This is a genomic window from Streptomyces sp. UF-297, from assembly GCF_058245575.1.
Map to the genome: position 1 here is coordinate 168,478 of NZ_JBSIBZ010000005.1, position 19,537 is coordinate 188,014.

Annotated in this window: 16 protein-coding genes and 1 pseudogene; 8 read left to right on the forward strand and 9 right to left on the reverse strand. The window is 69.4% G+C overall.

All coding sequences use genetic code 11. The annotated features are described in order from the left end of the window. Positions 1 to 49: 49 nt before the first annotated feature. Positions 50 to 571: an alpha/beta hydrolase gene (locus AC4IJH_RS05500; protein WP_490850363.1), complete on the forward strand. Its 522-nt coding sequence runs from the start codon at positions 50 to 52 to the stop codon at positions 569 to 571. 54 nt (positions 572 to 625) lie between these two features. Here the strand turns inward: AC4IJH_RS05500 and AC4IJH_RS05505 are convergent, their stop codons facing one another. Next, on the reverse strand, positions 626 to 1,801 hold the full coding sequence (locus AC4IJH_RS05505; protein ID WP_490850364.1) for an MraY family glycosyltransferase: 1,176 nt from the start codon (positions 1,799 to 1,801) through the stop codon (positions 626 to 628). Positions 1,802 to 2,141: 340 nt separating this feature from the next. Continuing rightward, entirely contained in the window at positions 2,142 to 2,783 is a 642-nt protein-coding gene (locus AC4IJH_RS05510; protein ID WP_490850365.1) for a TetR/AcrR family transcriptional regulator, read from the reverse strand. A gap of 281 nt (positions 2,784 to 3,064) precedes the next feature. Between AC4IJH_RS05510 and AC4IJH_RS05515 the strand changes: the two genes are divergently transcribed. Both AC4IJH_RS05515 and AC4IJH_RS05520 read left to right on the forward strand, forming a co-directional pair. Continuing rightward, the gene (locus AC4IJH_RS05515; RefSeq protein ID WP_490850366.1) at positions 3,065 to 4,462 is read left to right on the forward strand and encodes an MFS transporter; all 1,398 of its coding nucleotides are present in this window, start codon (positions 3,065 to 3,067) and stop codon (positions 4,460 to 4,462) included. Beyond that, the gene (locus AC4IJH_RS05520) at positions 4,459 to 5,679 is read left to right on the forward strand and encodes an FAD-dependent monooxygenase (RefSeq protein ID WP_490850367.1); all 1,221 of its coding nucleotides are present in this window, start codon (positions 4,459 to 4,461) and stop codon (positions 5,677 to 5,679) included. Before AC4IJH_RS05515 ends, AC4IJH_RS05520 begins: the two co-directional genes overlap by 4 nt. A gap of 181 nt (positions 5,680 to 5,860) precedes the next feature. Here the strand turns inward: AC4IJH_RS05520 and AC4IJH_RS05525 are convergent, their stop codons facing one another. After that, complete coding sequence (locus tag AC4IJH_RS05525) at positions 5,861 to 6,265, reverse strand: MerR family transcriptional regulator (protein WP_490850368.1); 405 nt, start codon at positions 6,263 to 6,265, stop codon at positions 5,861 to 5,863. Between the two features lie 417 nt (positions 6,266 to 6,682). On the opposite strand from AC4IJH_RS05525, the gene AC4IJH_RS05530 reads away from it, so the two are divergent. Further along, a complete protein-coding gene (locus tag AC4IJH_RS05530; protein WP_490850385.1) occupies positions 6,683 to 8,173 on the forward strand; it encodes a SulP family inorganic anion transporter in 1,491 nt (496 codons plus the stop codon). A gap of 310 nt (positions 8,174 to 8,483) precedes the next feature. On the opposite strand, the gene AC4IJH_RS05535 is transcribed toward AC4IJH_RS05530, so the two are convergent. After that, positions 8,484 to 9,815, reverse strand: coding sequence for a Vps62-related protein (locus AC4IJH_RS05535; RefSeq protein ID WP_490850369.1), 1,332 nt, complete (start codon positions 9,813 to 9,815; stop codon positions 8,484 to 8,486). A gap of 472 nt (positions 9,816 to 10,287) precedes the next feature. On the opposite strand from AC4IJH_RS05535, the gene AC4IJH_RS05540 reads away from it, so the two are divergent. Then, positions 10,288 to 10,992, forward strand: a complete 705-nt coding sequence (locus AC4IJH_RS05540) for an aminoglycoside phosphotransferase (protein ID WP_490850370.1) — start codon at positions 10,288 to 10,290, stop codon at positions 10,990 to 10,992. Positions 10,993 to 11,470: 478 nt separating this feature from the next. On the opposite strand, the gene AC4IJH_RS05545 is transcribed toward AC4IJH_RS05540, so the two are convergent. Beyond that, positions 11,471 to 12,667: a helix-turn-helix domain-containing protein gene (locus AC4IJH_RS05545; RefSeq protein ID WP_490850371.1), complete on the reverse strand. Its 1,197-nt coding sequence runs from the start codon at positions 12,665 to 12,667 to the stop codon at positions 11,471 to 11,473. 455 nt (positions 12,668 to 13,122) lie between these two features. Here AC4IJH_RS05545 and AC4IJH_RS05550 point away from each other — a divergent pair. After that, positions 13,123 to 13,356: pseudogene (locus tag AC4IJH_RS05550) on the forward strand (DUF6415 family natural product biosynthesis protein); the annotation flags it as partial. Between the two features lie 448 nt (positions 13,357 to 13,804). Here the strand turns inward: AC4IJH_RS05550 and AC4IJH_RS05555 are convergent. Further along, positions 13,805 to 14,401 (reverse strand): DUF2867 domain-containing protein, encoded by a 597-nt coding sequence (locus tag AC4IJH_RS05555; protein ID WP_490850372.1) that lies wholly within the window; start codon positions 14,399 to 14,401, stop codon positions 13,805 to 13,807. 162 nt (positions 14,402 to 14,563) lie between these two features. Between AC4IJH_RS05555 and AC4IJH_RS05560 the strand changes: the two genes are divergently transcribed. After that, positions 14,564 to 15,136, forward strand: a complete 573-nt coding sequence (locus AC4IJH_RS05560) for a TetR/AcrR family transcriptional regulator (RefSeq protein WP_490850373.1) — start codon at positions 14,564 to 14,566, stop codon at positions 15,134 to 15,136. Between the two features lie 128 nt (positions 15,137 to 15,264). Here AC4IJH_RS05560 and AC4IJH_RS05565 read toward each other — a convergent pair whose 3' ends face one another. The 3 genes from AC4IJH_RS05565 to AC4IJH_RS05575 form a co-directional block, all read right to left on the reverse strand. After that, entirely contained in the window at positions 15,265 to 15,441 is a 177-nt protein-coding gene (locus AC4IJH_RS05565; RefSeq protein ID WP_490850374.1) for a hypothetical protein, read from the reverse strand. Positions 15,442 to 15,699: 258 nt separating this feature from the next. Further along, the gene (locus tag AC4IJH_RS05570; RefSeq protein ID WP_490850375.1) at positions 15,700 to 17,790 is read right to left on the reverse strand and encodes a sensor histidine kinase; all 2,091 of its coding nucleotides are present in this window, start codon (positions 17,788 to 17,790) and stop codon (positions 15,700 to 15,702) included. A 214-nt stretch (positions 17,791 to 18,004) separates the two neighbouring features. Continuing rightward, the gene (locus tag AC4IJH_RS05575; protein WP_490850386.1) at positions 18,005 to 18,646 is read right to left on the reverse strand and encodes a response regulator transcription factor; all 642 of its coding nucleotides are present in this window, start codon (positions 18,644 to 18,646) and stop codon (positions 18,005 to 18,007) included. 338 nt (positions 18,647 to 18,984) lie between these two features. Between AC4IJH_RS05575 and AC4IJH_RS05580 the strand changes: the two genes are divergently transcribed. Continuing rightward, positions 18,985 to 19,434 (forward strand): hypothetical protein, encoded by a 450-nt coding sequence (locus tag AC4IJH_RS05580; protein WP_490850376.1) that lies wholly within the window; start codon positions 18,985 to 18,987, stop codon positions 19,432 to 19,434. Positions 19,435 to 19,537 lie beyond the last annotated feature (103 nt).

Genomic DNA, 19,537 nt, shown 5'->3' on the forward strand with positions numbered 1-19,537 from the left:
ATCGGACTCCACCACCGTAGGAGCCACCCGCGCGAAGGACGTCTCCTTTGTGCTGAACCAACTCACCGGAAAGCACCCGGTGTGGAAGGGCGGCCCGCGGATCGACACCGGCCGCATCGCGATGGTCGGACACTCGGCAGGCGGCTTCAGCACCATCCCCGCCATGCGGCAGGACTCCCGTGTCAAGGCGGGCGTCAATATCGACGGCAATTTCCGCTACCCCAACGACCAGCCCGTCAACCGGCCGCTGCTGATGCTGGGCCAGCCCAGTCACGTACCCGGCGGCCCGGACGACACCTGGGACAAGACCTGGAAGCAACTCACCGGCTGGAAGCGCTGGCTGAGCGTGAACGACACCGAGCACAGCTCCTTCACCGACCTGGCGACGCTGGCCGAACAGCTCGGACTCCCGCTGCAGAAACTCGACGGTGACCGCATCGACCGGATCACCCGCACCTACATCACCGCATTCGTCGACACCCATCTGCGCGGCCGCGAAGTCCCGCTGCTGGACGGGCTGTCGGCCCACTACCCGGAGGTGGCATTCCACCAGCCGTCAGCACGGCGGTAGTCGAGCGAACGAGGGCGGCGCGCTCCGGCCGGGGGCGCGCCGCCCTGCCACGTCTCAGGCGCGGTCGGCCGGGGCGCCGCGGCCGATGGGAGAGGCCTTGACCCGCGGCAGCAGCAGGAGAATGAGCCCGGCCGCACTCAGCAGCGCAAGGCCCACCACGATCCACAGTGTGGGGCCGTTGTTCGCGTTGTTGACCGAGTAGGCGAGGCTGCCGAAGGCGATGACCGCGGACCAGAAGTACATGATCCATACGGCGCGGCGGTGCGAGTGCCCGATGTCCAGCAGGCGGTGATGGAGGTGACCGCGGTCGGCGGCGAACGGTGACTGCCCCCGCAGCAAGCGCCGTACGACGGACAGGAACAGATCGGCGACCGGCAGCGCGGTCACGGCCAGCGGCAGCAGCAGCGGGATCCACAGGGCGACCATCGCGTGCACGCCCTCCCGCTCCGAGCCGAACACCTTCAGGTCGTACGGGTCCACGCCACCCGCCATCGACACGGCCCCGGCGGCCAGCACGAGACCGATGAGCATGGAACCGGAATCACCCATGAAGATCCGCGCCGGGTGCGCGTTATGCGGCAGGAAACCCATGCACATGCCGATCAGGACGGCCGCGACCAGGGCCGCGGGGGCGGCGGAATGAATGCCGTGTCCGTACCACATGCGGTAGGTGTGCAAGAAGAACGCGGCGGCCCCGATCCCCACTATCCCTGCCGCCAGACCGTCCAGTCCGTCCACGAAATTGACCGCATTGATCGTGATCACGACGAGACCGATGGTGACGAGCGTGCCCGCCCAGTCCGGCAGGACCACAATGCCGACGCCCGGCACCGGAAGCCACTGGATCCTCAGCCCCTGAAAAGCCATCACACCGGCGGCAACCACCTGCCCACCGAGCTTGACCAGAGCACTGATCTCCCACTTGTCGTCCAGCACTCCGAGTACCCAGATCAACGCGGCCCCGGCCAGCAGCCCCAGCGTCTCTCCCGACAGATGAAAGTCACGCCCCAGATTGGGCAGTTGCGCGGCCACCACGAACCCGGCACACAGTCCGGCGAACATGGCAATGCCACCCAGCCGCGGCGTGGGCGTACGGTGCACATCACGCGCACGAACCTGCGGCATCGCACCCGCCGCAATGGCAAAGGCCCGCACGGGCCCGGTCAGCAGATAGGTGACGGCGGCGGCAACACACAGCGCCAGAAGATAATCACGCACAGGCCGCGCCAACAGGACTTATGTGGATCATGCAACGTGAGCCTAGCGCGGAACCGCCCCCTCCGGACAGCGCGCCAGGCAGTCGCGCGACACCGTGCCCGCCTCCGCCGCCCTGATCGCCGCCACGGCAACTGCCCTCGCCGCCCTGTTCCGGCTGAAGGAACCCAAACAGCCCGTCGAAAGCCCGCAGTTGCGTGCCGCGATTGCCTCGTACGGATCGCAGTACGGCGCCTCCTGCGTACGGGGGAATCCGGCCCGACGGGGGTGCGTGGTGGCCATCGAGGCGCGGGTGGCCGGGACGGGGAAGACGGCCATGGCTGACGGCGCACTGTGCTTTCGTGCTGCCCCAGCCCTACACGGTTCGGTAGGCCCGGAGAAAGGTCCGCACGCCCTCGACGACGAGCGGCCGGACGCGGGCGTCCTCCGCGGCATTCGCGGAACCGAGCCTGTCCAGCGCGACGCCGAAGGTCAGCGCGATGAACTGGTCGGCCGCGAGCCGGGGGTCGGGGACGTCGAGCAGCCCGGCCGCGGCGAGGGCGGCGAACCGCTCGCCGATGGCCTCGTCGGGAGTGTCGGCCATGGGGTTGTAGCCCCGGTGCGGCAGGTGGCCGGATTCCACCCGGACCAGTCGTTGCAGCGTCGCGTACTCCGCCGAGCCGAGCATGTCGGTCGCGATGCTCATCGAGAACGCGACCAGGGCGTCCTCGAGTTCGGTGACCTCGGTGACGTCGGTGACGTCGGTGAGGGTGTCGTCGAGGGTGCGCCGGATCGTGGTGAGCAGCGACTCGCCGACGGAGTCGACGACTGCTCGCAGCAGCGTCTGCTTGTCGCCGAAGTAGTCGTAGACCGTCCGTTTGGACACCTCGGCCCGGGCGGCGACCGCGTCGACGCTGGACCGGTCGAAGCCGTCGGCGAGGAACAGTTCCCGGGCCGCCGAGAGGATGGCGGCCCGCTTCCGCGTGGATCCCTCGCGCAGTGTCTTCGTGGTCGGCATGGGCACATCTTAACCGTCCTACACTGCACGGTGTAGTGTAATACTGGCTCAGCGGGCGCCGCACACGTACACCCGCTCCACCCGGCGGAGCCGTGCCCGCGCCAACTCGCGTACCGCTTACCCGGGTTCGCCCCGCCGGACGACCTCGGACCTGTCCGCACAGCACATGCACACCGCGCCCCGCGTGAACGGCCGCTGTATCCGCGCCGGGCCCGCCAAGGCCGCAGCGCTACCCGTACGGCCACCCCCTTGCTCGCCCGGCAATGACGGAAAGGACGTCCATGACCGCAACTCTGGCTCCGCCTGTCCGCATCGGGAAGGCCGCTGTCTGGGCCCTTGGCATGCTGGCAGTCGCCACCGGCGCCTTGGAGTCGGTGGTGACGCCGACGCTCCCGCTCCTGCAACGCGAACTGGACATGAGCCAGTCCGAAGGGGCGTTACTCAGCATCGTGCTCCTCGTCACCGGCGCGCTCGTCACACCGGTCGCCGGCAAGTTAGGCGACCGCTACGGCGGGAAACGGGTCCTGATCCGGCTGATGGCAGTGGTCTCGGCCGGCGGTCTGGTGTCCGCCCTGGCGCCGAACCTGCCGGTGCTGCTGCTCGGTCAGGTGCTGCAGGGCGCGATGGTGGGCGCGCTGCCCCTGTCGTTCATCCTGGTGCGCGAACACCTCCCCGCGAGCGAGTCGAAGGTGGCCATCGGGGTGGTCAGTGGCTTGTTCGTGGGCGGCGGGATGGCGGGAACGCTCTCGGCCGGGCCCGTGGCGGAAGGGCTGTCCCGGCACTGGATGTTCGCGCTGCCGACGATCGCGCTCATCGGGGCCACCGTGCTCGTGAACAGGCTGATGCCGCATGATCCGCCGAGCCGGTCGGACGGTGCCGGGGTCGACTGGCCCGGCCTCGTCCTCTTGAGCGGGACCCTGGTCACGCTGATGCTCGTGCTCAGCCTTGCGCCCGACATCGTCTCGCGGCCACTCGTACTCGGCGCCCTCCTCGTGGTGCTGGCCGCCTTCGTGACCGGATGGACAGCCGTTGAGCGTCGTGCGGCCTCGCCGATGGTCGATCTGCGCATGCTGGCACGGCCCGCGGTGTGGAAGGCATGTGTGCTGACGTTCGTGATGTGCGTCGGTACCTCGGTGGCGGTCTTTCTCATCCCGCAGCTGTTCACGGTGTCCGCCGACGCGTACGGCTTCGGGGCCGGCGCCACCGAGATCGGATTCTTCCTGCTGCCCGGCGCCGTGGCCGCGTCACTGGCCGGGCCGGTCAGCGGGATCGCGGCGCGGCGCTTCGGCTCGCGCGCCGTGGTCACCACCGGGATCGTCATCATGGCCGCCGCCCTGATCGCCCTGGCAGCCGTGCACACCGAGGTCTGGCACCTCGTCATCGGCAAGATGTTGATCGCGCTCGCCAACGGCCTGTGCGTCACCGCGATGGTGACCAGCACCGCCACATCCGTCGAGCAAGGTGACACCGGCATTGCCACCAGCCTGGTCCTGGTGACTCGCGTGATCGGTTTCGCCGTGGGTGTGCAGGTCAGTGGCGCGATCCTCACCGCCGGGACCCCTTCCGGGTCGAAGATCCCGGCCGAATCGGCCTTCGTCACCGGCTTCGTCATGGCCGGCGCCGTCACGGCGCTGTCCCTGCTTGTCGTCCGCACCATGAGCAAAGGAGTCAAGGAATGATCCGCACCGATCAGTTGAGGGGCATCCGTACCACGCCGCGGCGCAAGGTCCTGATATCCGGGGCCAGCATCGCGGGGCCCGCCCTCGCGTTCTGGCTGAACCGCTACGGATGCGAGGTCACGGTGGTCGAGAAGGCGGGCGCACTTCGTGACGGCGGCTACCCCATCGACGTACGCGGCACCGCACTCGAGGTCGTCCGGAGGATGGGCATCCTGCCCCGACTGCGGGACGCGCACATCGACCTGCGCCGGCTGACGTTCCTCCACGGGGACGGCAGCGAAGTGGCCTCGGTCCACCCGCACACCGTCACCGGCGGCGTCGCGGGACGGGACCTCGAGGTGCGGCGCGGGGATCTGGCCCGCGCTCTCCACGCGGCGGTCCGTGACGATGTGGAGTTCTTGTTCAACGACTCCATCGACACCCTCGACCAGTCCGGTCACGGGGTCGACGTCACCTTCCGCGGGGGCAGCAGGCGTACGTTCGACATGGTGTTCGGCGCGGACGGTCTGCACTCACGTACCCGCGCGTTGCTGTTCGGCCCCGAAGAGCGGTTCCACCACTACCTCGGCTACTGCTTCGCCGGGTTCACCCTGCGCAACACCTTCGGGCTCTCCCACGAGACCCTGATATGGAACACTCCGGGCAGGGCCGCGGCACTCTACGCCGTGGGGGACAACGACGACGTGCACGCCTTCCTGAACTTCGCCCGCCCAAAACCGCCGTTCGACGCGTTCCGGAACCCACAAGCCCAACGGGACCTGGTCGCCGCGGTCTTCGCCGACGCGGGATGGGAGATCCCGGGCATGCTCACCGCCATGCGTGACGCGGACGACCTGTTCTTCGACGTGGTCAGCCAGATCCGCATGCCCCGCTGGTCCAGCGGCAGGGTCGCGCTGGTGGGCGACGCCGCGTACGCACCCTCGTTCCTCACCGGACAGGGCTCCAGCCTCGCGCTCGTCGGCGCGTACATGCTCGCCGGTGCCCTGGCCGACCGGGACCACGCCGCGGGCTTCGCCGCCTACGAACACAACACCCGTGAGTTCGTGACCGTGAACCAGGAGCAGGTCGGCGACGGCGATGCCGCCCTCTTCCCGACCACCGCCCGGGCCCTAAAGCAGCGCAACGACATGCTGCGCAATCTCAGCGCCCTGCCCGCCGCGGGGGGACGACCGGCCCACTCGGCCCTCACCCTGCCCGAATTCCTGCCCATGCTGTGATCCCGGGCACGTGCGCCGATGACGGGCGCCACCGCATGAGGCAGCCGTCGATGAGGTGCGGTCGGCACCGAGTCTTCTTGAGGCTGCGCTTCACGGCGATGGCGAGCCGGCTTCACGGCCCGGTGTTCCGTACTCATCACTGATCATGAAGCCCCGAGCATGGCACGGGGCCGGGGAGCAGTCAGGAGGCGGGGGAGTGGGCGAGGCGCTCGCCCAGCGTGGCGGCGAACTCCTCCGCGCGGGCCAGCTGGGTACGCAGGTCCGCAACCCGCTGCTGCGCCGCCTGCTCGAATCCCCGTACCCGGTCGAGGAGTTCCTCTCGCTCCTCGGCCGGCAGGCGGTCGCCGGAGTCGAGGCGGTCGGTGGCCTCCAGCAGGGCGCGCATCTCCTCCAGGCTGAAGCCGAGCGGCTTCATGCGGCGGATGACCATCAGGCGGGCGACGTCGGCCTCGGTGTAGAGGCGAAAGCCGCCCTGGGAGCGGGCGGAAGGGATGACCAGGCCGGTCTCCTCGTAGTGCCGGATGGTGCGCAGCGACAGCTCGGTCCGTGCTGCGACCTCGCCGATCTGCATGTGCTCGCCGCTCACGCGCCTGCCTTCCTCGTCTTCCGCTGTCGCCCCACCTGGGCGCCACCGATCTCTACCCTAACGTTAGGGTAGAGTTGCCGGGGTGCCGGGACGGCTGTGCCGTACCACCCCTCAAGGCGCGGGATGCCCGTCCTGTGCTGCCGTGCCGGGGCCGACGACGCCCCCCCCGGAGAAGACGATGCCTGCAGGAGAGAGCGAGCGGATGCCCGAGATGCCCCGCACCGCCGCCTGCCCGCCGTGACTCTTCGCTTCTGAGCAGCGGCCGTTTCCTGTCGGCGCTGCCACCCGACTGACTTCGGCCTGCCCCGCGCGGGCTTCGCGGATGACCGCGCCGGTCCTCTCGCGCCTTCCCGCACGTCCCTCGCTGCCGGGCGTGCCCGACCACGACAGGTACTGCCTCTCTTGCCCGCTCCCGTACTGTCCCCCGCCGCGCGGCTGCGCGGTCTGCGCCCCGACTGGCTGTCCGACCCGAAGGTCTGGCGTACCGAGATCCTGGCCGGCCTCGTCGTCGGGCTGGCCCTGATACCCGAAGCGATCTCGTTCTCGATCATCGCTGGAGTCGACCCGGCGATCGGCCTGTTCGCCTCCTTCACCATGGCCGTCGTCATCTCCGTCGTCGGCGGGCGCCGGGCGATGATCTCGGCCGCGACCGGTGCCGTGGCCCTGGTCATCGCCCCGCTCAACCGTGAGCACGGCCTCGGCTACCTCGTCGCCGCGGTCATCCTCGCCGGTGTCTTCCAGATCGTCCTCGGCTCCCTCGGGGTGGCGAAGCTGATGCGGTTCCTGCCCCGCTCGGTGATGGTCGGCTTCGTCAACTCCCTTGCCATCCTGGTCTTCATGGCCCAGCTCCCGGAGATGACGGGCGTTCCCTGGGCCGTGTACCCGCTGCTCGCCGGCGGTCTGATCCTGATGGTGCTCTTGCCGAAGGTCACCAAGGTGATCCCCGCGCCCCTGGTGTCGATCGTCATCCTGACCGTCATCACGGTGGCCGCCGGGATCGCGGTGCCGACCGTCGGCGACAAGGGCGAGCTGCCCTCCTCCCTGCCCGTGCCCGGCCTGCCCGACGTGCCGTTCACCCTGGACACGCTCACCACCATCGCCCCGTACGCGCTCGCCATGGCGCTGGTCGGCCTGATGGAGTCGCTGATGACCGCCAAGCTCGTCGACGACATCACCGACACCCACTCCTCCAAGACCCGCGAGTCCATCGGTCAGGGCATTGCCAACATCGTCACCGGCTTCTTCGGCGGCATGGGCGGCTGCGCCATGATCGGCCAGACGATGATCAACGTACGGGTCTCCGGTGCCCGCACCCGCCTCTCCACCTTCCTCGCCGGCGCCTTCCTGATGGTCCTGTGCATCGTCTTCGGCCCGATCGTCTCCGATATCCCCATGGCCGCCCTGGTCGCCGTCATGGTCATGGTGTCGTTCGCGACGTTCGACTGGCACTCCATCGCCCCCAAGACCCTCAAGCGGATGCCCGCCGGTGAGATCGCCGTCATGGTGATCACCGTCGCCGTCGTGGTCGCCACCCACAACCTCGCCATCGGCGTCGTCGCCGGCACCCTCACCGCCATGGTCGTCTTCGCCAAGCGCGTCGCCCACTTCGCCGAGGTCACCGCCGTCACCGACCCCGACGGCACCACCGTCGTGTACCGGGTCACCGGCGAACTCTTCTTCGCCTCCTCCAACGACCTCGTCGGCCGGTTCCACTACGCCACCGACCCGGACAAGGTCGTCATCGACCTGACCGCCGCCCACATCTGGGACGCCTCTTCGGTCGCCGCCCTGGACGCCATCGAGACCAAGTACGCCCAACGCAACAAGAGCGTCGACATCATCGGCCTGAACGAGCCGAGCGCCCGCATACACAAAAAGCTCAGCGGTGAACTCACCGGCGGCAACTGACCGTCCCGTTCAGCTGCGAGGGCCCGCCGCCTGCCGTTCGCGACTCGATCGCCGATGTGCCGATACCTCGTTGCACCGAATGTGGTCGGCGGCATTGAGCGTCATTCGAAGCGCGCGATATTCAGCGACTGGGGCGTGCCGGTCAGCGGCGGCTACAACTCTCCGTATCCATGGCTCAGCCGCGGACCCGGCTCATCGTCCGATCGGCCCGACCGCCTGCCAGACACCCTGCGGCGCGGAACCCGCGAGATGCCGCTCACCGCGCCCGCCCCGGTGGTGCCGGGGGCAGGCGCGGTGGGGGCTTGGGGCGTCAGTCGGAGATGAAGCCGGGCGCGTCGCTGGAGATGCTGCTCTCGGGTTCGCCGAACGGCTGGGCCTTGAGGTCGTCGGCGGTGGTCTCGGTGTCGTCGACGAAGGTCTTGAGTCCGGCTCCGCCCGGATACTCGCCGGAGACACGGGAGTCGACGTCGAACTTCAGGCCGCCCTGACCGCCGACCGTGTCACCGTCCTTGCGGATGGCGATGATCTCGTGGGTGGCCGCCCACAGCGCGCCCGAGGAACGCGGCGGGGTGACCATGCTCCAGGTCGTGGTGATCTGGTTGAGCTGGGTGACTTCGTACCGGGTGCTGTAGCCGAGTTCGGTGGACACGCTGGTCTGCACGGAGGCGGAAAAGGCTTTGATGCTGATCCCGGCCGAGGCGGACACCGTGATGTTGGTGCGCTTGCTGAACTCGGTGCTCTGAGACGTTGTGACACCGGTCGTGACGGCCTGGCTGTCGGGCTGCTGGACCGTCCCGTGCTGGTTGTTGCGGAACATCTTCAGCGTGTAGTTGACCCGCCGCTCCAGCGTGTAGAAGGGGGAGTGTTCCACCTGCCACGCGGGAGTCGCGCTGGGGTCCTTGACGACCGTGCAGGGCACCGTCACCGAGCGGTCGGTGACCTGGGCGACGGGGTCGGGCTGCTGGTGCGAGGTGAGGACCGGGATCTGCGGCGGGTTGCGCTTGACCACCAGGGCGGGCAGGTCCAGGACCCACACGGTACGGCTGGGCCTGGTGTACTGGTTGCCGGAGACGAAGGCGTCTGCCTCGAGGATCAGCCGCTCCTCGCTGTCCGAGGGGTACCCGGGGTTTCGGACCTGCCACACCGACACGTCCGAATCCGCCCCGGAACCGCGGTCGTCCCAGATCAGCTCTGCGATCTGCGCCTCCCGGACGTACTTACGTCCTCCGGCTTCCTTGCGGACACAGACGTGCCAGGCGGGGTCGGGCTTGGTCCACGAGCCGGTGAACACGTCGCCGAGCGCGACGTACCCATCCTGGGGAATCGGCCGCCACACCGCGCCGTTCGCGTCCGCTCCCGAGCCCACGTCCCGCCAGATGAGCTCGAAGTCCCTCGGGGGCTTGAGGAGATCGTGGGAGGCGCTGCGTGCCAGGAGCGCGGTGGTCTGGTGGTTGATGTCCGCGTGGCTGGGGCGGCCGACGTGGGCCAGCACCCGCCAGCCGGCCAGCCAGTCGCCCCAGGAGACCTTCGGGGAGAAGAATGCCCCGTTCCGGTCGGCCTTTGACCCCCTGTCGTCCCATACCCGGGTGAACGTGGAGGTCACGGCTAAGTCGATCGCCCCGTACCGTGCGCTTTCAACCATGGAGAGCCCTTCGTCGCGGCCGTCTGCTCGGTGCCCCGACGGTAGGAGGCGGCATCAATGATCGGGTGATAGCCGTAAATCGTGGCCGGATAAGGGCAATCATGGGCCGGAACGGCTGTCTTGTTACTGATCAGGCCAACAAGTGCAAGCATCCCAACACGTGCTAAGTCGCATTAACCCGCCTAGGAACTGGCGGGGCGTTCCATTCGGAACGTCCGGTATTCCGCTGATCGCCGGTGGCGCGGGCTGCGAGATAGGCGGTCCAGGCGGTCCAGCCTGCGTTGGCACGTCGGCGCCCCTGGGGGCGGTCATGCCGGAGGCAGCGCTACGGTCCGGGCATGACGACCGAGGCGAGGAGAGATCCATCGCGTCCTCCCTTCAAACTGCCGGAGCCCCGGCCACCCGGTCCAACGACACCGGACAAGAACCCGCCCTTCCCTCCGAAGCCACCACAGCCGCCGAATCCGGGAACTTGATCGTGCTCGTGGAATGCCTTCTCTTCAGCCGGCTTCCCGAAGCCGTCCGTATACACATCGCCGCTGAGCTGGGCACGGATTTCGACGTCATCGACCAGCGGAACGGGGACAGTTGCGGGATCGCTTCCCTGTTCGCGACGTCGGACCGGCGCCTGGTCTTCGTCAAGGGCCTTCCCCTGGATCACGAGCGGGCCCCGGAACTGGACGCGGAAGCGAAGGTCAATCCCCACCTTCCCGGCTACGCCCCCAAGCTTCTGTGGCGGCTGGACATCGCGGGCTGGAGACTGCTCGGATTCGAAGGTATCCGGGGGACGCCCTGGGCCGACTACGAGCCCGAAGCCGAGCACCTGGAACCCGTCGCCGCAGTGCTGCGGGACCTGAGCACGCGCCCGGCGCCGAACGTGGATCTGATGACCGCGTGGGATCGGTGGGGATACTGGTGCAGGCCCGAGGAAGAGCCGCTGCTGACCGGTGGGAATCTCCTGCACACCGATCCCGCGGCGACCAATTTCCTCATCGCCGGCGAACGTGCATGGCTGACCGACTGGGCCTGGGCGGCACGGGGACCGGGATGGATCGACGCATCCATCTGGGCAATCCGGCTGATGTCGGATGGTGGCCAGACACCGGAGCAGGCGAAGGAGTGGGCCTTGACCATCCCCGCTTTCGCCGCGGCTCCCCGGGCCGATGCTTGGAAATAGGACGGCCACCGCAGAACCTGCTTGTACCGGGACTGAAGCGCCGTCCCTGCGGCAGGCCTGTTGGCCTGCCCCGGGTTCGTCCGCGTACGTATTGCTCGGTGACGTGCTGCCGAAGGTGGAGGTGCGGCTCCGCCGTGCTCGCGCTGCGGCGGCCGTAGGGTGGGCGAAGACCGCAGAGTTGCGTGGCATCCTCAAGGGCCGCACAGCGCCCTGGTGGTGGTCCGGCTCGGCCAACTGTACGCGGCAACTGCTGGCAGAGCAGGAACAGGACGAGCCTGAGGCCGCCACGGACCCGCAGTAGCTGCCATCGTCGCTGGGACCAGGCTCAGCCGACGCCGGCCGGGCGATCCGACCCGGGTCGACGTACTCGACGTACTCCGGGCGGATCGCCCGGCAGTCCGCGGCCTGGCTTTCGCGGGGACGCTCTGCCCGTCTTCTATATACGGGTGGGGCGTCGCGGTCGTGGGCCGTTTCCTCGTCAGTCGTACTCCCGGAGCGCGGAAATCAACTTCCGCCCTCCTGCCGCTCCTTGGCTTATGAGCACAGATGCTGTGGTGCGCAGTTCATTCCATGAGTGGGGGCGTCCGACTGCGGCGGCATCGGGGACGCTCGCCACGGCCACGGAGGCGGCTTGCTCCGACTCACCCGCCCCGGCGAGCGCGTGAGCCAGGCAGGCGCGGTACCACGTCTTGTCGCGTCGATAGGTATCCGGCAGTGCGTTGAGCCCGACCGTGATGTGATCAACCGCGGTTTGCCAGTCGCGCAGGTGCAGCGCTGCCATGCCTCGTTGCAGGGTGAACCACGTTTCGTCGTAGAAGTACATCCACACCGGCTCGTCCTCGGGACGCTCAGAGGCGCGGCTGATGAGGACCTCTGCTTCGTCGAGGAGGCGGCGGGCGTCCTCGCCCTCGCCGTCGAGTGCGTGCCCACGGGCGGCCATCTGCGCGGCCATGCCCTGCACCCCCAGGGATGTACCGGGAGCAGACCAACGCGCGGCTTCCGCCAGCCGCACGCACCGGGTTCCCCGGCCGCCGGACCACGCCATGTGCGCCTTCATGCTGAGCGTCGTAGCGGCCATGTTGGCATCCCCGGCCTCCAGCGCCCATTCGTGCGAGCGGTCGTACCAGGCCAACGCGGCAGCCGTCTGCGCTTGGTCCTGCGCCATCCACGCCAGGAACTGTGCGTGCTCGGAAGCCAGCCGAACCACTCGGTCAGCCAACGAACCACGCGCGCCCGCGTACAGATCCACGACTGTACGGAGCTGCTGACGCATCACGTCCACGAGTGGTCGGGGTCCAATGAGGTCTTCGGCCCGGCGATGCTCGGCCAACAACCGGTCAAGCCAATCGAGTGTTGGGGCGTCCACCCGATGCGAGGCGTCGACCACGCTCGTCACTCGGGCCAGCAAGTCTTCGTCTGGACCGGGCCCGGGGAGCGAGAGACTCGGGACCGGGGCCGGGGGCGAGGTGAGCTGCGCCTCGGCGAGGGCTAAGAGGGCACCGTCGGCGCCGACGATCCGATCAATGCCTTGTGCCAGCTTCGCCGAGGGCAGCTGCTTCCCGTTCAGGACGCGACTCACGTACGCGGGGTCGTAGTTGAGCGCGCGGGCAGCCCTGCGCATCGAGATGCCCTTCTCAGAGAGGGCGGTGCGGGCACGTGTGGCGAAGTCGGTCATGAGGCGGGCTCCGGGCGGGTGTTGACCGTTGACATCAAGCGTAGTCAACGCCAGTCAACTTCTCCCCTTGCACGCAGCAGCGAAGCATCAGTGCATGCAAGACCCCGGCGGCCGCGTGAACGGCCCCGGGGCGTGGCCCACCTGAAGAAGCAGGTCGACATGCCAGATCGTACGTTCCTCGTCAGAGACTGCGAAGCCCCACCTTCCGAGACCGAGATGACCCTGCGGGTCTACACCGTGACCTGTGAAGGCACGGTTACGAGTGACAGCGGCACGCGGCACTTCGCCAGGAGTGGCGAGGAGCCCTCGGCGAGTTTCTGCCTGGCCTACCCGCCCTGCGCCTGCGCCCGTTGCCGCGAACGGAGGGCCGTGCGGTGACCCGCGAGACCTACCCCGGACCGGTACCGGACGTGCTGCCACTGGACATCGCCACCATCTGACGTCAGCAGCTCCGGGGGCATTTGATGCTGTTGGTGCCGGAAGTGGCGGACTGCGCGCGCGTGCTGCCTCAGAGCGATGCGCCGCGCGTCTGCGCGCTGGCCTGCGTCGGCGAGACCCGTCGCCGCTTGAGCGAAGTGCCGGACCCACAGCCGCCCGCCCAACTCGCGCACGCGCAGCGCCTGTCCCGTTCCGTCAGTGCCCTGTGCGACCACATGGAGATCCTGAACGGCGGCGAGTACCGGTGGTGACGCACGTCTGCCACCACTGCGACGAGCCGATCACCGATGACGCGGACGCGGCGCCGGTCGACTACAGGGACAGCAACTCCGGCCCCGTCTGGGGCATGTGGGCGCACCGGGAGCATGCCCGACTATAAAGCCCGACCCGCGCCCGCTCGCACTGCTCGCGCGCATCTGCGAACTGAAAACCGGCCATTCGGCCGCTGACTTCCGTGCCACCCATCTCCAGCCCAGAGGTCCGCAGCCGCCGAAGGAGTAAGGCGGCACCCCTGGTCCGCCACGGTCGATGCCCCCCGGCGCCTGCCCTGTCGCTTCAGTCCTGGGTCATGGGGCCGCGTCGATGCCCACCGTGGCCAGCATCGACTCTTAGATGTGGGAGTTGACGAAGTTCTTGTTCAGCGGCGTGTGCTCGCGGTAGGTCAGCGGAGGCTCGTACTCCAGGAAAGCGCGCGTCGGATCAGGCGTACTGATCCCGGTTCTGCCACGCGCGTTCCCATTTGCGGGTCAGTGCCGGGTAGACGATCAGGTATCGGAGCGGATTGATCGCGGTCATGTACAGGCGTCCGAACAGGCCGTTGGACTTGACCAGGGCTGCCATGCGCAGTTCGTACTCGCCGGTGTCGGTCGGTACCCAGGCCAGGTGGCAGATGCTGTGGACGGTCTTGTTGGCCAGTTCCATGGCGCACTCGTCATGCAGCTCGTACACCATGGTGAACGGGATGTTGGGCACCGCAGTCCCGGTCGCGTCCTGGCGCAGGTCGTGGGGCAGCCGGTCGCACAGTGACTCGACCCGCCCGGCGAGGCCCTGTCCGGGCTTGTCCCAGCCGAACAGGGCGCCGAGCTTCCAGCGCACGGCGAACAGGAACCGGACCACCGGGGGGTTCACGTTGAGTCCGCCGGCGGCCCGCAGTGCGGTCAGCATGGCGGGGAAGTCGTCCGGGCCGGCGCCGGGTGTGCGGTATGCCCACACGTCCTCGGTCCGGAAGTCGGGCGTGATCTCGTGGATCCGCCACGGGCGGTCGGTGTGTTCGGTGTTGGGGAGTCTCCTCGACATCACAGCCCTCCTGTCATCGCGGCAGGAGATGCGTAGTGGAAGGTGCGGAATCCGAATGTCATGACGCTGTCCCCTCTAGCGTTGTACGGTTCCGTATAAGTCGAACGTAGGCCGGTTGTACGCCTCCGTACAGCCGGGCGGGACAGTGAGGTTGGCCACTCGATGGGTGCGTTGCGTACGCCGCGTGAGAAGTGGGTCGAGGAGGGGCTGCGGGTGCTGGCCGAGGGGGGTGTGCACGCGGTGCGTGTCGAAGCCCTGGCCAAGGCGCTCGGCGTGACCAAGGGCGGTTTCTACGGCTACTTCGCCGATCGCGACGCGCTGCTGACGGAGATGCTGGACACCTGGGAGCGCGAGAGCGTCGACGACGTCTTCGACCGGATCGAGCGGGAGGGCGGTGACGTGCTGGATCAGTTCCGGCTGGCCGGTCAACTCACCTTCTCCGGCGACCGCTTGCTCCCCATCGACCTGGCCGTCCGCGACTGGGCCCGCCGTGACCAGGCGGTCGCCGAACGGCTGCGCCGCGTGGACAACCGGCGCATGCAGCTCGCGCGCGACGCGATCAGCAGTGTCTGCGAGGACCCGGACGAGGTCGAGGCGCGCTGCCTGCTTGCCTTCTGCTTGGCGATCGGCAAGCACGTGCTCGCCGCCGACCATCCTGATCGCACCCGCGACCAGGTCGTCGCCCGCGCCGCAGATCTCATCATCGGCCGCCCGAGCGAGGGGGCCACGCCTTGAGGCAGGGGCTCGGGAGTGCTGTCGCTGCGTTGCATGCGCTGACGCGTGCCATTGAAGAGACGGGCTTGGTCGCCGAGTACAGGCGGTAAGGCGGTACGCGCCCTTGTCGGGCCAACTCGCCTGGCCCGTCAGGGGCCTTGGCCGTCGCTCCGTCCGGGTGGGCACGGAGGGTTGTGGCACTTGAGGGAGTTGGAGTGTTTGGAGCGGAGGCGCAGTACGGCGATGGGGATGGCGGTGAGTGCGGCCAGGGTGAGGACGGTGCCGGTGCGGCACTTGGTTGTTCGAGGGGTGGGTTTGGTGCCCATCAGGGTCTCCTGGTCTTTCCCGCCGGTGTGCGTCGCTCCGCTTCCTGGGCTCGGGACGCGGTCTGCGGTGTGCGGTGAGGGATCTGTGGTCTGCGGGATCGGATGGCGGCGGGTGAGTTACCCGAGAAGGCGTCGGCCCCAGGGCTGTGGGCGCATATGCCAATAATGATCCTCTTGGGTGGTCGGGTCGGCAATTCGGGCACAGGGCCGGGCCTGACGAGATCAACGAGATCAACGAGATCAGCGGGATCAGCGGGATCAACGGGCGTCGTGGGGGAGCGTCGCCCGGACCAGGAGGCCTGTGTTCTCGGGGCCGGTGGTGAGGGTCAGGGTGCCGCCCAGTTCTTCGGCGCGCTGGGTCATGGAGCGGAGGCCCATGCCGGGGGTGTGGGGGGCCTGAGCTGCGAGTCCGGTGCCGTCGTCGCTGATCTCGGTGGTGACGGTGTCGCCGGCGGTCCGTACCGTCAGGCGGGCCTGGGCCGCGCCGGAGTGGCGGACGGCGTTGTGGAGGGCCTCGGACGCGATGCGGTAGACGGCGACCTCGATCGCGGCCGGGAGTGGCGGGAGGGGGTCGGGGCTCAGGTCGGTGGTGATGGTCAGGCGGGGGCTGGAGAGCTGTGTGGCGAGTTGGTGCAGGGCGCCGGTCAGGCCGGTGCGGTCCACCGCGGCGGGGGAGAGGCCGTTGGTGATGCGTCGCAGTTCGGTGATGGCTTCGGCGAGGTTGTGGGAGATGCGGGTCAGGGTGTGGGCCGCTGGGTGGGTGGGGGCCAGCGCTGCGCGGGCGGTGTCGATCTGGAGGCGGAGACCCGAGAGGGACGGGGCCAGGCCGTCGTGGAGGTCGCAGCGCAGTTGGCGGCGGGCCGCTTCACGGGCGAAGACGAGCCGCTCCCGGCTCGCCTGGAGGTCCTCGTACAGCTGGAGGTAGCCGATGGCGGGGGAGGCCTGGTCGGCGAGCAGGCGCAGTACCTCGTGGTCCTGGCGGTCCAGCGCGGCCCTGCCGGTACGTCCGACGACCTCCAGGCTGCCGATGCCCCGGCCCTCGTACGAGAGCGGGAAGGCGCACCACGACGCGTCGGTGGCGGCCCCGACGCGGACGGCCTCACGCGGTCCCGCGCTGGTCTCGATGACGACCCGGGCGGCGGGCAGCCGGAGCGTGCCCACGACGGTGTCGCACAGCAGGCGGGGGGTGTCCGCGGGGTTCACCGTGCGGCTGAGGCGGCTCGCGAGGCCGCGTACCACTTGGTAGGGGCGGGCGCGGTCGCCGTAGTAGAAGCGGTCCACGGCCTGTACCGCGCCGCGCGCTGCGGACCGCACGAACAGGCCGGTCAGGAGGCCTGTGGCGGTGAGTATGAGGGCGCCGGGGGCCGGTGTGCCGGGCAGGCTGCGGAAGAGGATCACCGCCACCAGGGCGTATCCGACGACCAGTCCTGTCAGCAGGACCAGGAGTGCCAGGCCGCGGCGGGCCGAGCGGTCCAGGAAGCCGGAACGGTCGCGTACGAAGATCACGCCCACGGCCAGCGACCAGGTCACCAGGGGGAGGTAGTACAGGAGCAGGAAGAGGTTGCCGGGGAGGGTGAAGTAGGCGCCGAGGTAGTAACTGGCGTGGGAGGTGGCGGGGCTGAGGAGGTAGGGGAGGAGCAGGAGGAGGGCCTGGCGGCCTTTGAGGGGCGGGAGTGCGCGGGTGCCCCGTGAGCGGCGGCGCCATCGCAGTGCCATGACCGTCCAGGTCATCAGGGTGATGCAGGGGGGCACGATCTCGATGGGGACGCGCAGGGCGGGCACGATCACGTCGGCCACCGCCGTCCAGGGCGGCCGGGCGAGCGGGTTGGGCATGCCGTACCAGGTCTCGCGCAGGGCCGTGTCGTAGAAGATCTGGGCGGCGGTCCAGGCGGCGAGGGCGACGGCGAGTGCGCGGCCCCAGCGGCGTCCGGGCAGCCGGCCGTCCGGGAGCCACAGCGGCAGGGCGAACTGCAGGTAGGCGAAGAGGATTTCACCGGCCAGGCCGCACAGTACGACCACGGTACGGGTGGCCGCTCCGACGCCGATGGCCGCTGCCACCGCCGACATGGCGTGCGCCACCAGTTGCACGCTGGAGGTGAGGAGCAGCAGCCGGCCCACCGAAGCTCCCGCGGGGTGGGCGAGGGTGAAGGCCCCGGACAGCGCGCATACGACAGCGAACAGCATCTTCGCGCCGAACGGGACGAAGTTCAGGCCTGCCAGCCCCGGGCCGCCCAGGCCGGTGAAGCCCAGCAGCATCCACACACACGCGGCGGCGAGTGCCAGCGCGCACACCATGCAGGCCATGGCCGTGCCGCGCGGCAGGAGGTCCGGTGCCCCGCCTGCGCTCATACCGTTCCCCTCGGTGTGCTGCGGTCCGGCCGCCGGCACCGGGGCAGGGGCCCTCGGGCGGATGCCGTCGTCGCCGCTGGTGCACGGCTGCTCGGCCAGGCGTGCCGTCCTCCATCGTGGCGACGAGGGTGTCCTGGGCGCATGGGGCACTGGACCCACCCGGTCCCGGCCGATGCGGGCGACCGCCGTGGCGTGAGCCTCCGCCAGGTCCCCCTCAGTCCTCGCCAAGCCCCATGTCGCGGCCGCGGATCACCGCCTCCGCGCGGGTGCTCACGCCGAGCTTCTCGAAGATGCGGGTGATGTGGTTGCGTACGGTCTTCTCCACTACGTACAGCTCGCGGGCGATACGGCGGTTGTCATAGCCGCGGGCGATCAGCGCCAGCACCTCGCACTCGCGCGAGGTCAGGGTGGGGAAGAGCTGTTCGGCGTCACGCTGCCGGGCCCCTGCCACCAGGTGGGGAATACGGGCGGCGATATCGCTTCCGAAGACCGCGCTGCCCGAGGCCACCGTCCGTACGGCGTGCAGCACTTCCTCCCGTCCGGCCCCCTTGACCAGATAGCCGCGCGCTCCTTCCCGCAGCGCGGTGAGCAGACTGCCGTCGTCGTCGGACATGGTCAGCATGAGGACGGGGAGGCCGGGGCTGGACCGCGTGAGCTGACGGGTGGCCTCGATGCCCGAGCCGTCCGGCAGCGACAGGTCCATCACCACCACGTCCGGCGTGTGTTCCGCCACCGCGGCGGGGACTGCCGCCACGGTCTCGACCTCCGCGACCACCCGGATGTCGGGCGTGCTCTCCAGGGCGGCCCGCAGCCCCTCGCGGAACAGCGGGTGATCGTCGACGATCACCACACGCAGAATCCGCGGGGAAGTCTCACACTCCACAACTGTCCATACTAAAAGCCTTCACTCATGTACAAATCGCGAATCGCGCGGATGGGCGGGGCGCGAGCGGGGGTTGCGCGGCGCGCGGGGTGAACCGGCGCGCGCAGGGGCGCTGTTGTGGCCGGCCCGGTCCGCGCGGGGCAGGCCCGAGTCCGTACCCGGGCCCGAGCACGGCCGACGCCCCGTGTGCCTGGGACATCGGGCGGCGCACAGTGAATCCAAGTTCGCTGGACTGGAGGGCAGTTCGGGCAGAACGGGGAGCCGCGGTGGCCGGGACGACCAGGGGCGGCCGGGGTGAAGGGGAAGGTGTCATGGCCGGCGTACGGACACGAGCACAGGCGCGGGACCAGGCGGCGATGCCATGGCGGACACCGGTCTGGGACATCGCGGAGGCCGATGTGGACGACCTCATCGTCCGGGCGGGGGAGGCGGGCGGTGAGGTGGAGGTGGGGGAGCTGCGGGCGGTGCGGGACGTGCTGTTCGGTGGACTGCCCCCGGCGCCGGTCGATTTGAGGGGTGCGAGGTGGCTTCTGATCATCCACGCCCTGCGGTACGAGGGCAGGGCGCTGACCTGGCTGCTGTGCCACTTCGGCCGCCCGGCCGCCGACACCGTGCGGCACAACTCGCGGGCGCTGGCCGAGTTCCTGGGGCGGGCCGAGGCCTGGACCACGGACCGTATCTCCCAGTTCCTCGTGGGCCGCGGTGTCCCGCCCGACCGCGCGGCGGAGATCGCCGGTCCGCTCATGGCGCTCGCGGGCTGAGCGGCGGCGCCCGACCGCTCTGCCGGGGGGGGACGGGGGAGGGCGGGGTGGGGGAGCGGGGGGGGGGGGGGGGGGGGGGGGGGGGGGGGGGGGGGGGGGGGGG

Excerpts from the sequence above, each read along its gene's own strand:
- AC4IJH_RS05510 (WP_490850365.1), bottom strand. The coding sequence starts at position 2,783 with ATGCCGACCACGAAGACACTGCGCGAGGGATCCACGCGGAAGCGGGCC.
- AC4IJH_RS05515 (WP_490850366.1), top strand. The coding sequence starts at position 3,065 with ATGACCGCAACTCTGGCTCCGCCTGTCCGCATCGGGAAGGCCGCTGTC.
- AC4IJH_RS05520 (WP_490850367.1), top strand. The coding sequence starts at position 4,459 with ATGATCCGCACCGATCAGTTGAGGGGCATCCGTACCACGCCGCGGCGC.
- AC4IJH_RS05535 (WP_490850369.1), bottom strand. The coding sequence starts at position 9,815 with ATGGTTGAAAGCGCACGGTACGGGGCGATCGACTTAGCCGTGACCTCC.
- AC4IJH_RS05545 (WP_490850371.1), bottom strand. The coding sequence starts at position 12,667 with ATGACCGACTTCGCCACACGTGCCCGCACCGCCCTCTCTGAGAAGGGC.
- AC4IJH_RS05555 (WP_490850372.1), bottom strand. The coding sequence starts at position 14,401 with ATGTCGAGGAGACTCCCCAACACCGAACACACCGACCGCCCGTGGCGG.
- AC4IJH_RS05560 (WP_490850373.1), top strand. The coding sequence starts at position 14,564 with ATGGGTGCGTTGCGTACGCCGCGTGAGAAGTGGGTCGAGGAGGGGCTG.
- AC4IJH_RS05565 (WP_490850374.1), bottom strand. The coding sequence starts at position 15,441 with ATGGGCACCAAACCCACCCCTCGAACAACCAAGTGCCGCACCGGCACC.
- AC4IJH_RS05570 (WP_490850375.1), bottom strand. The coding sequence starts at position 17,790 with ATGAGCGCAGGCGGGGCACCGGACCTCCTGCCGCGCGGCACGGCCATG.
- AC4IJH_RS05580 (WP_490850376.1), top strand. The coding sequence starts at position 18,985 with ATGGCCGGCGTACGGACACGAGCACAGGCGCGGGACCAGGCGGCGATG.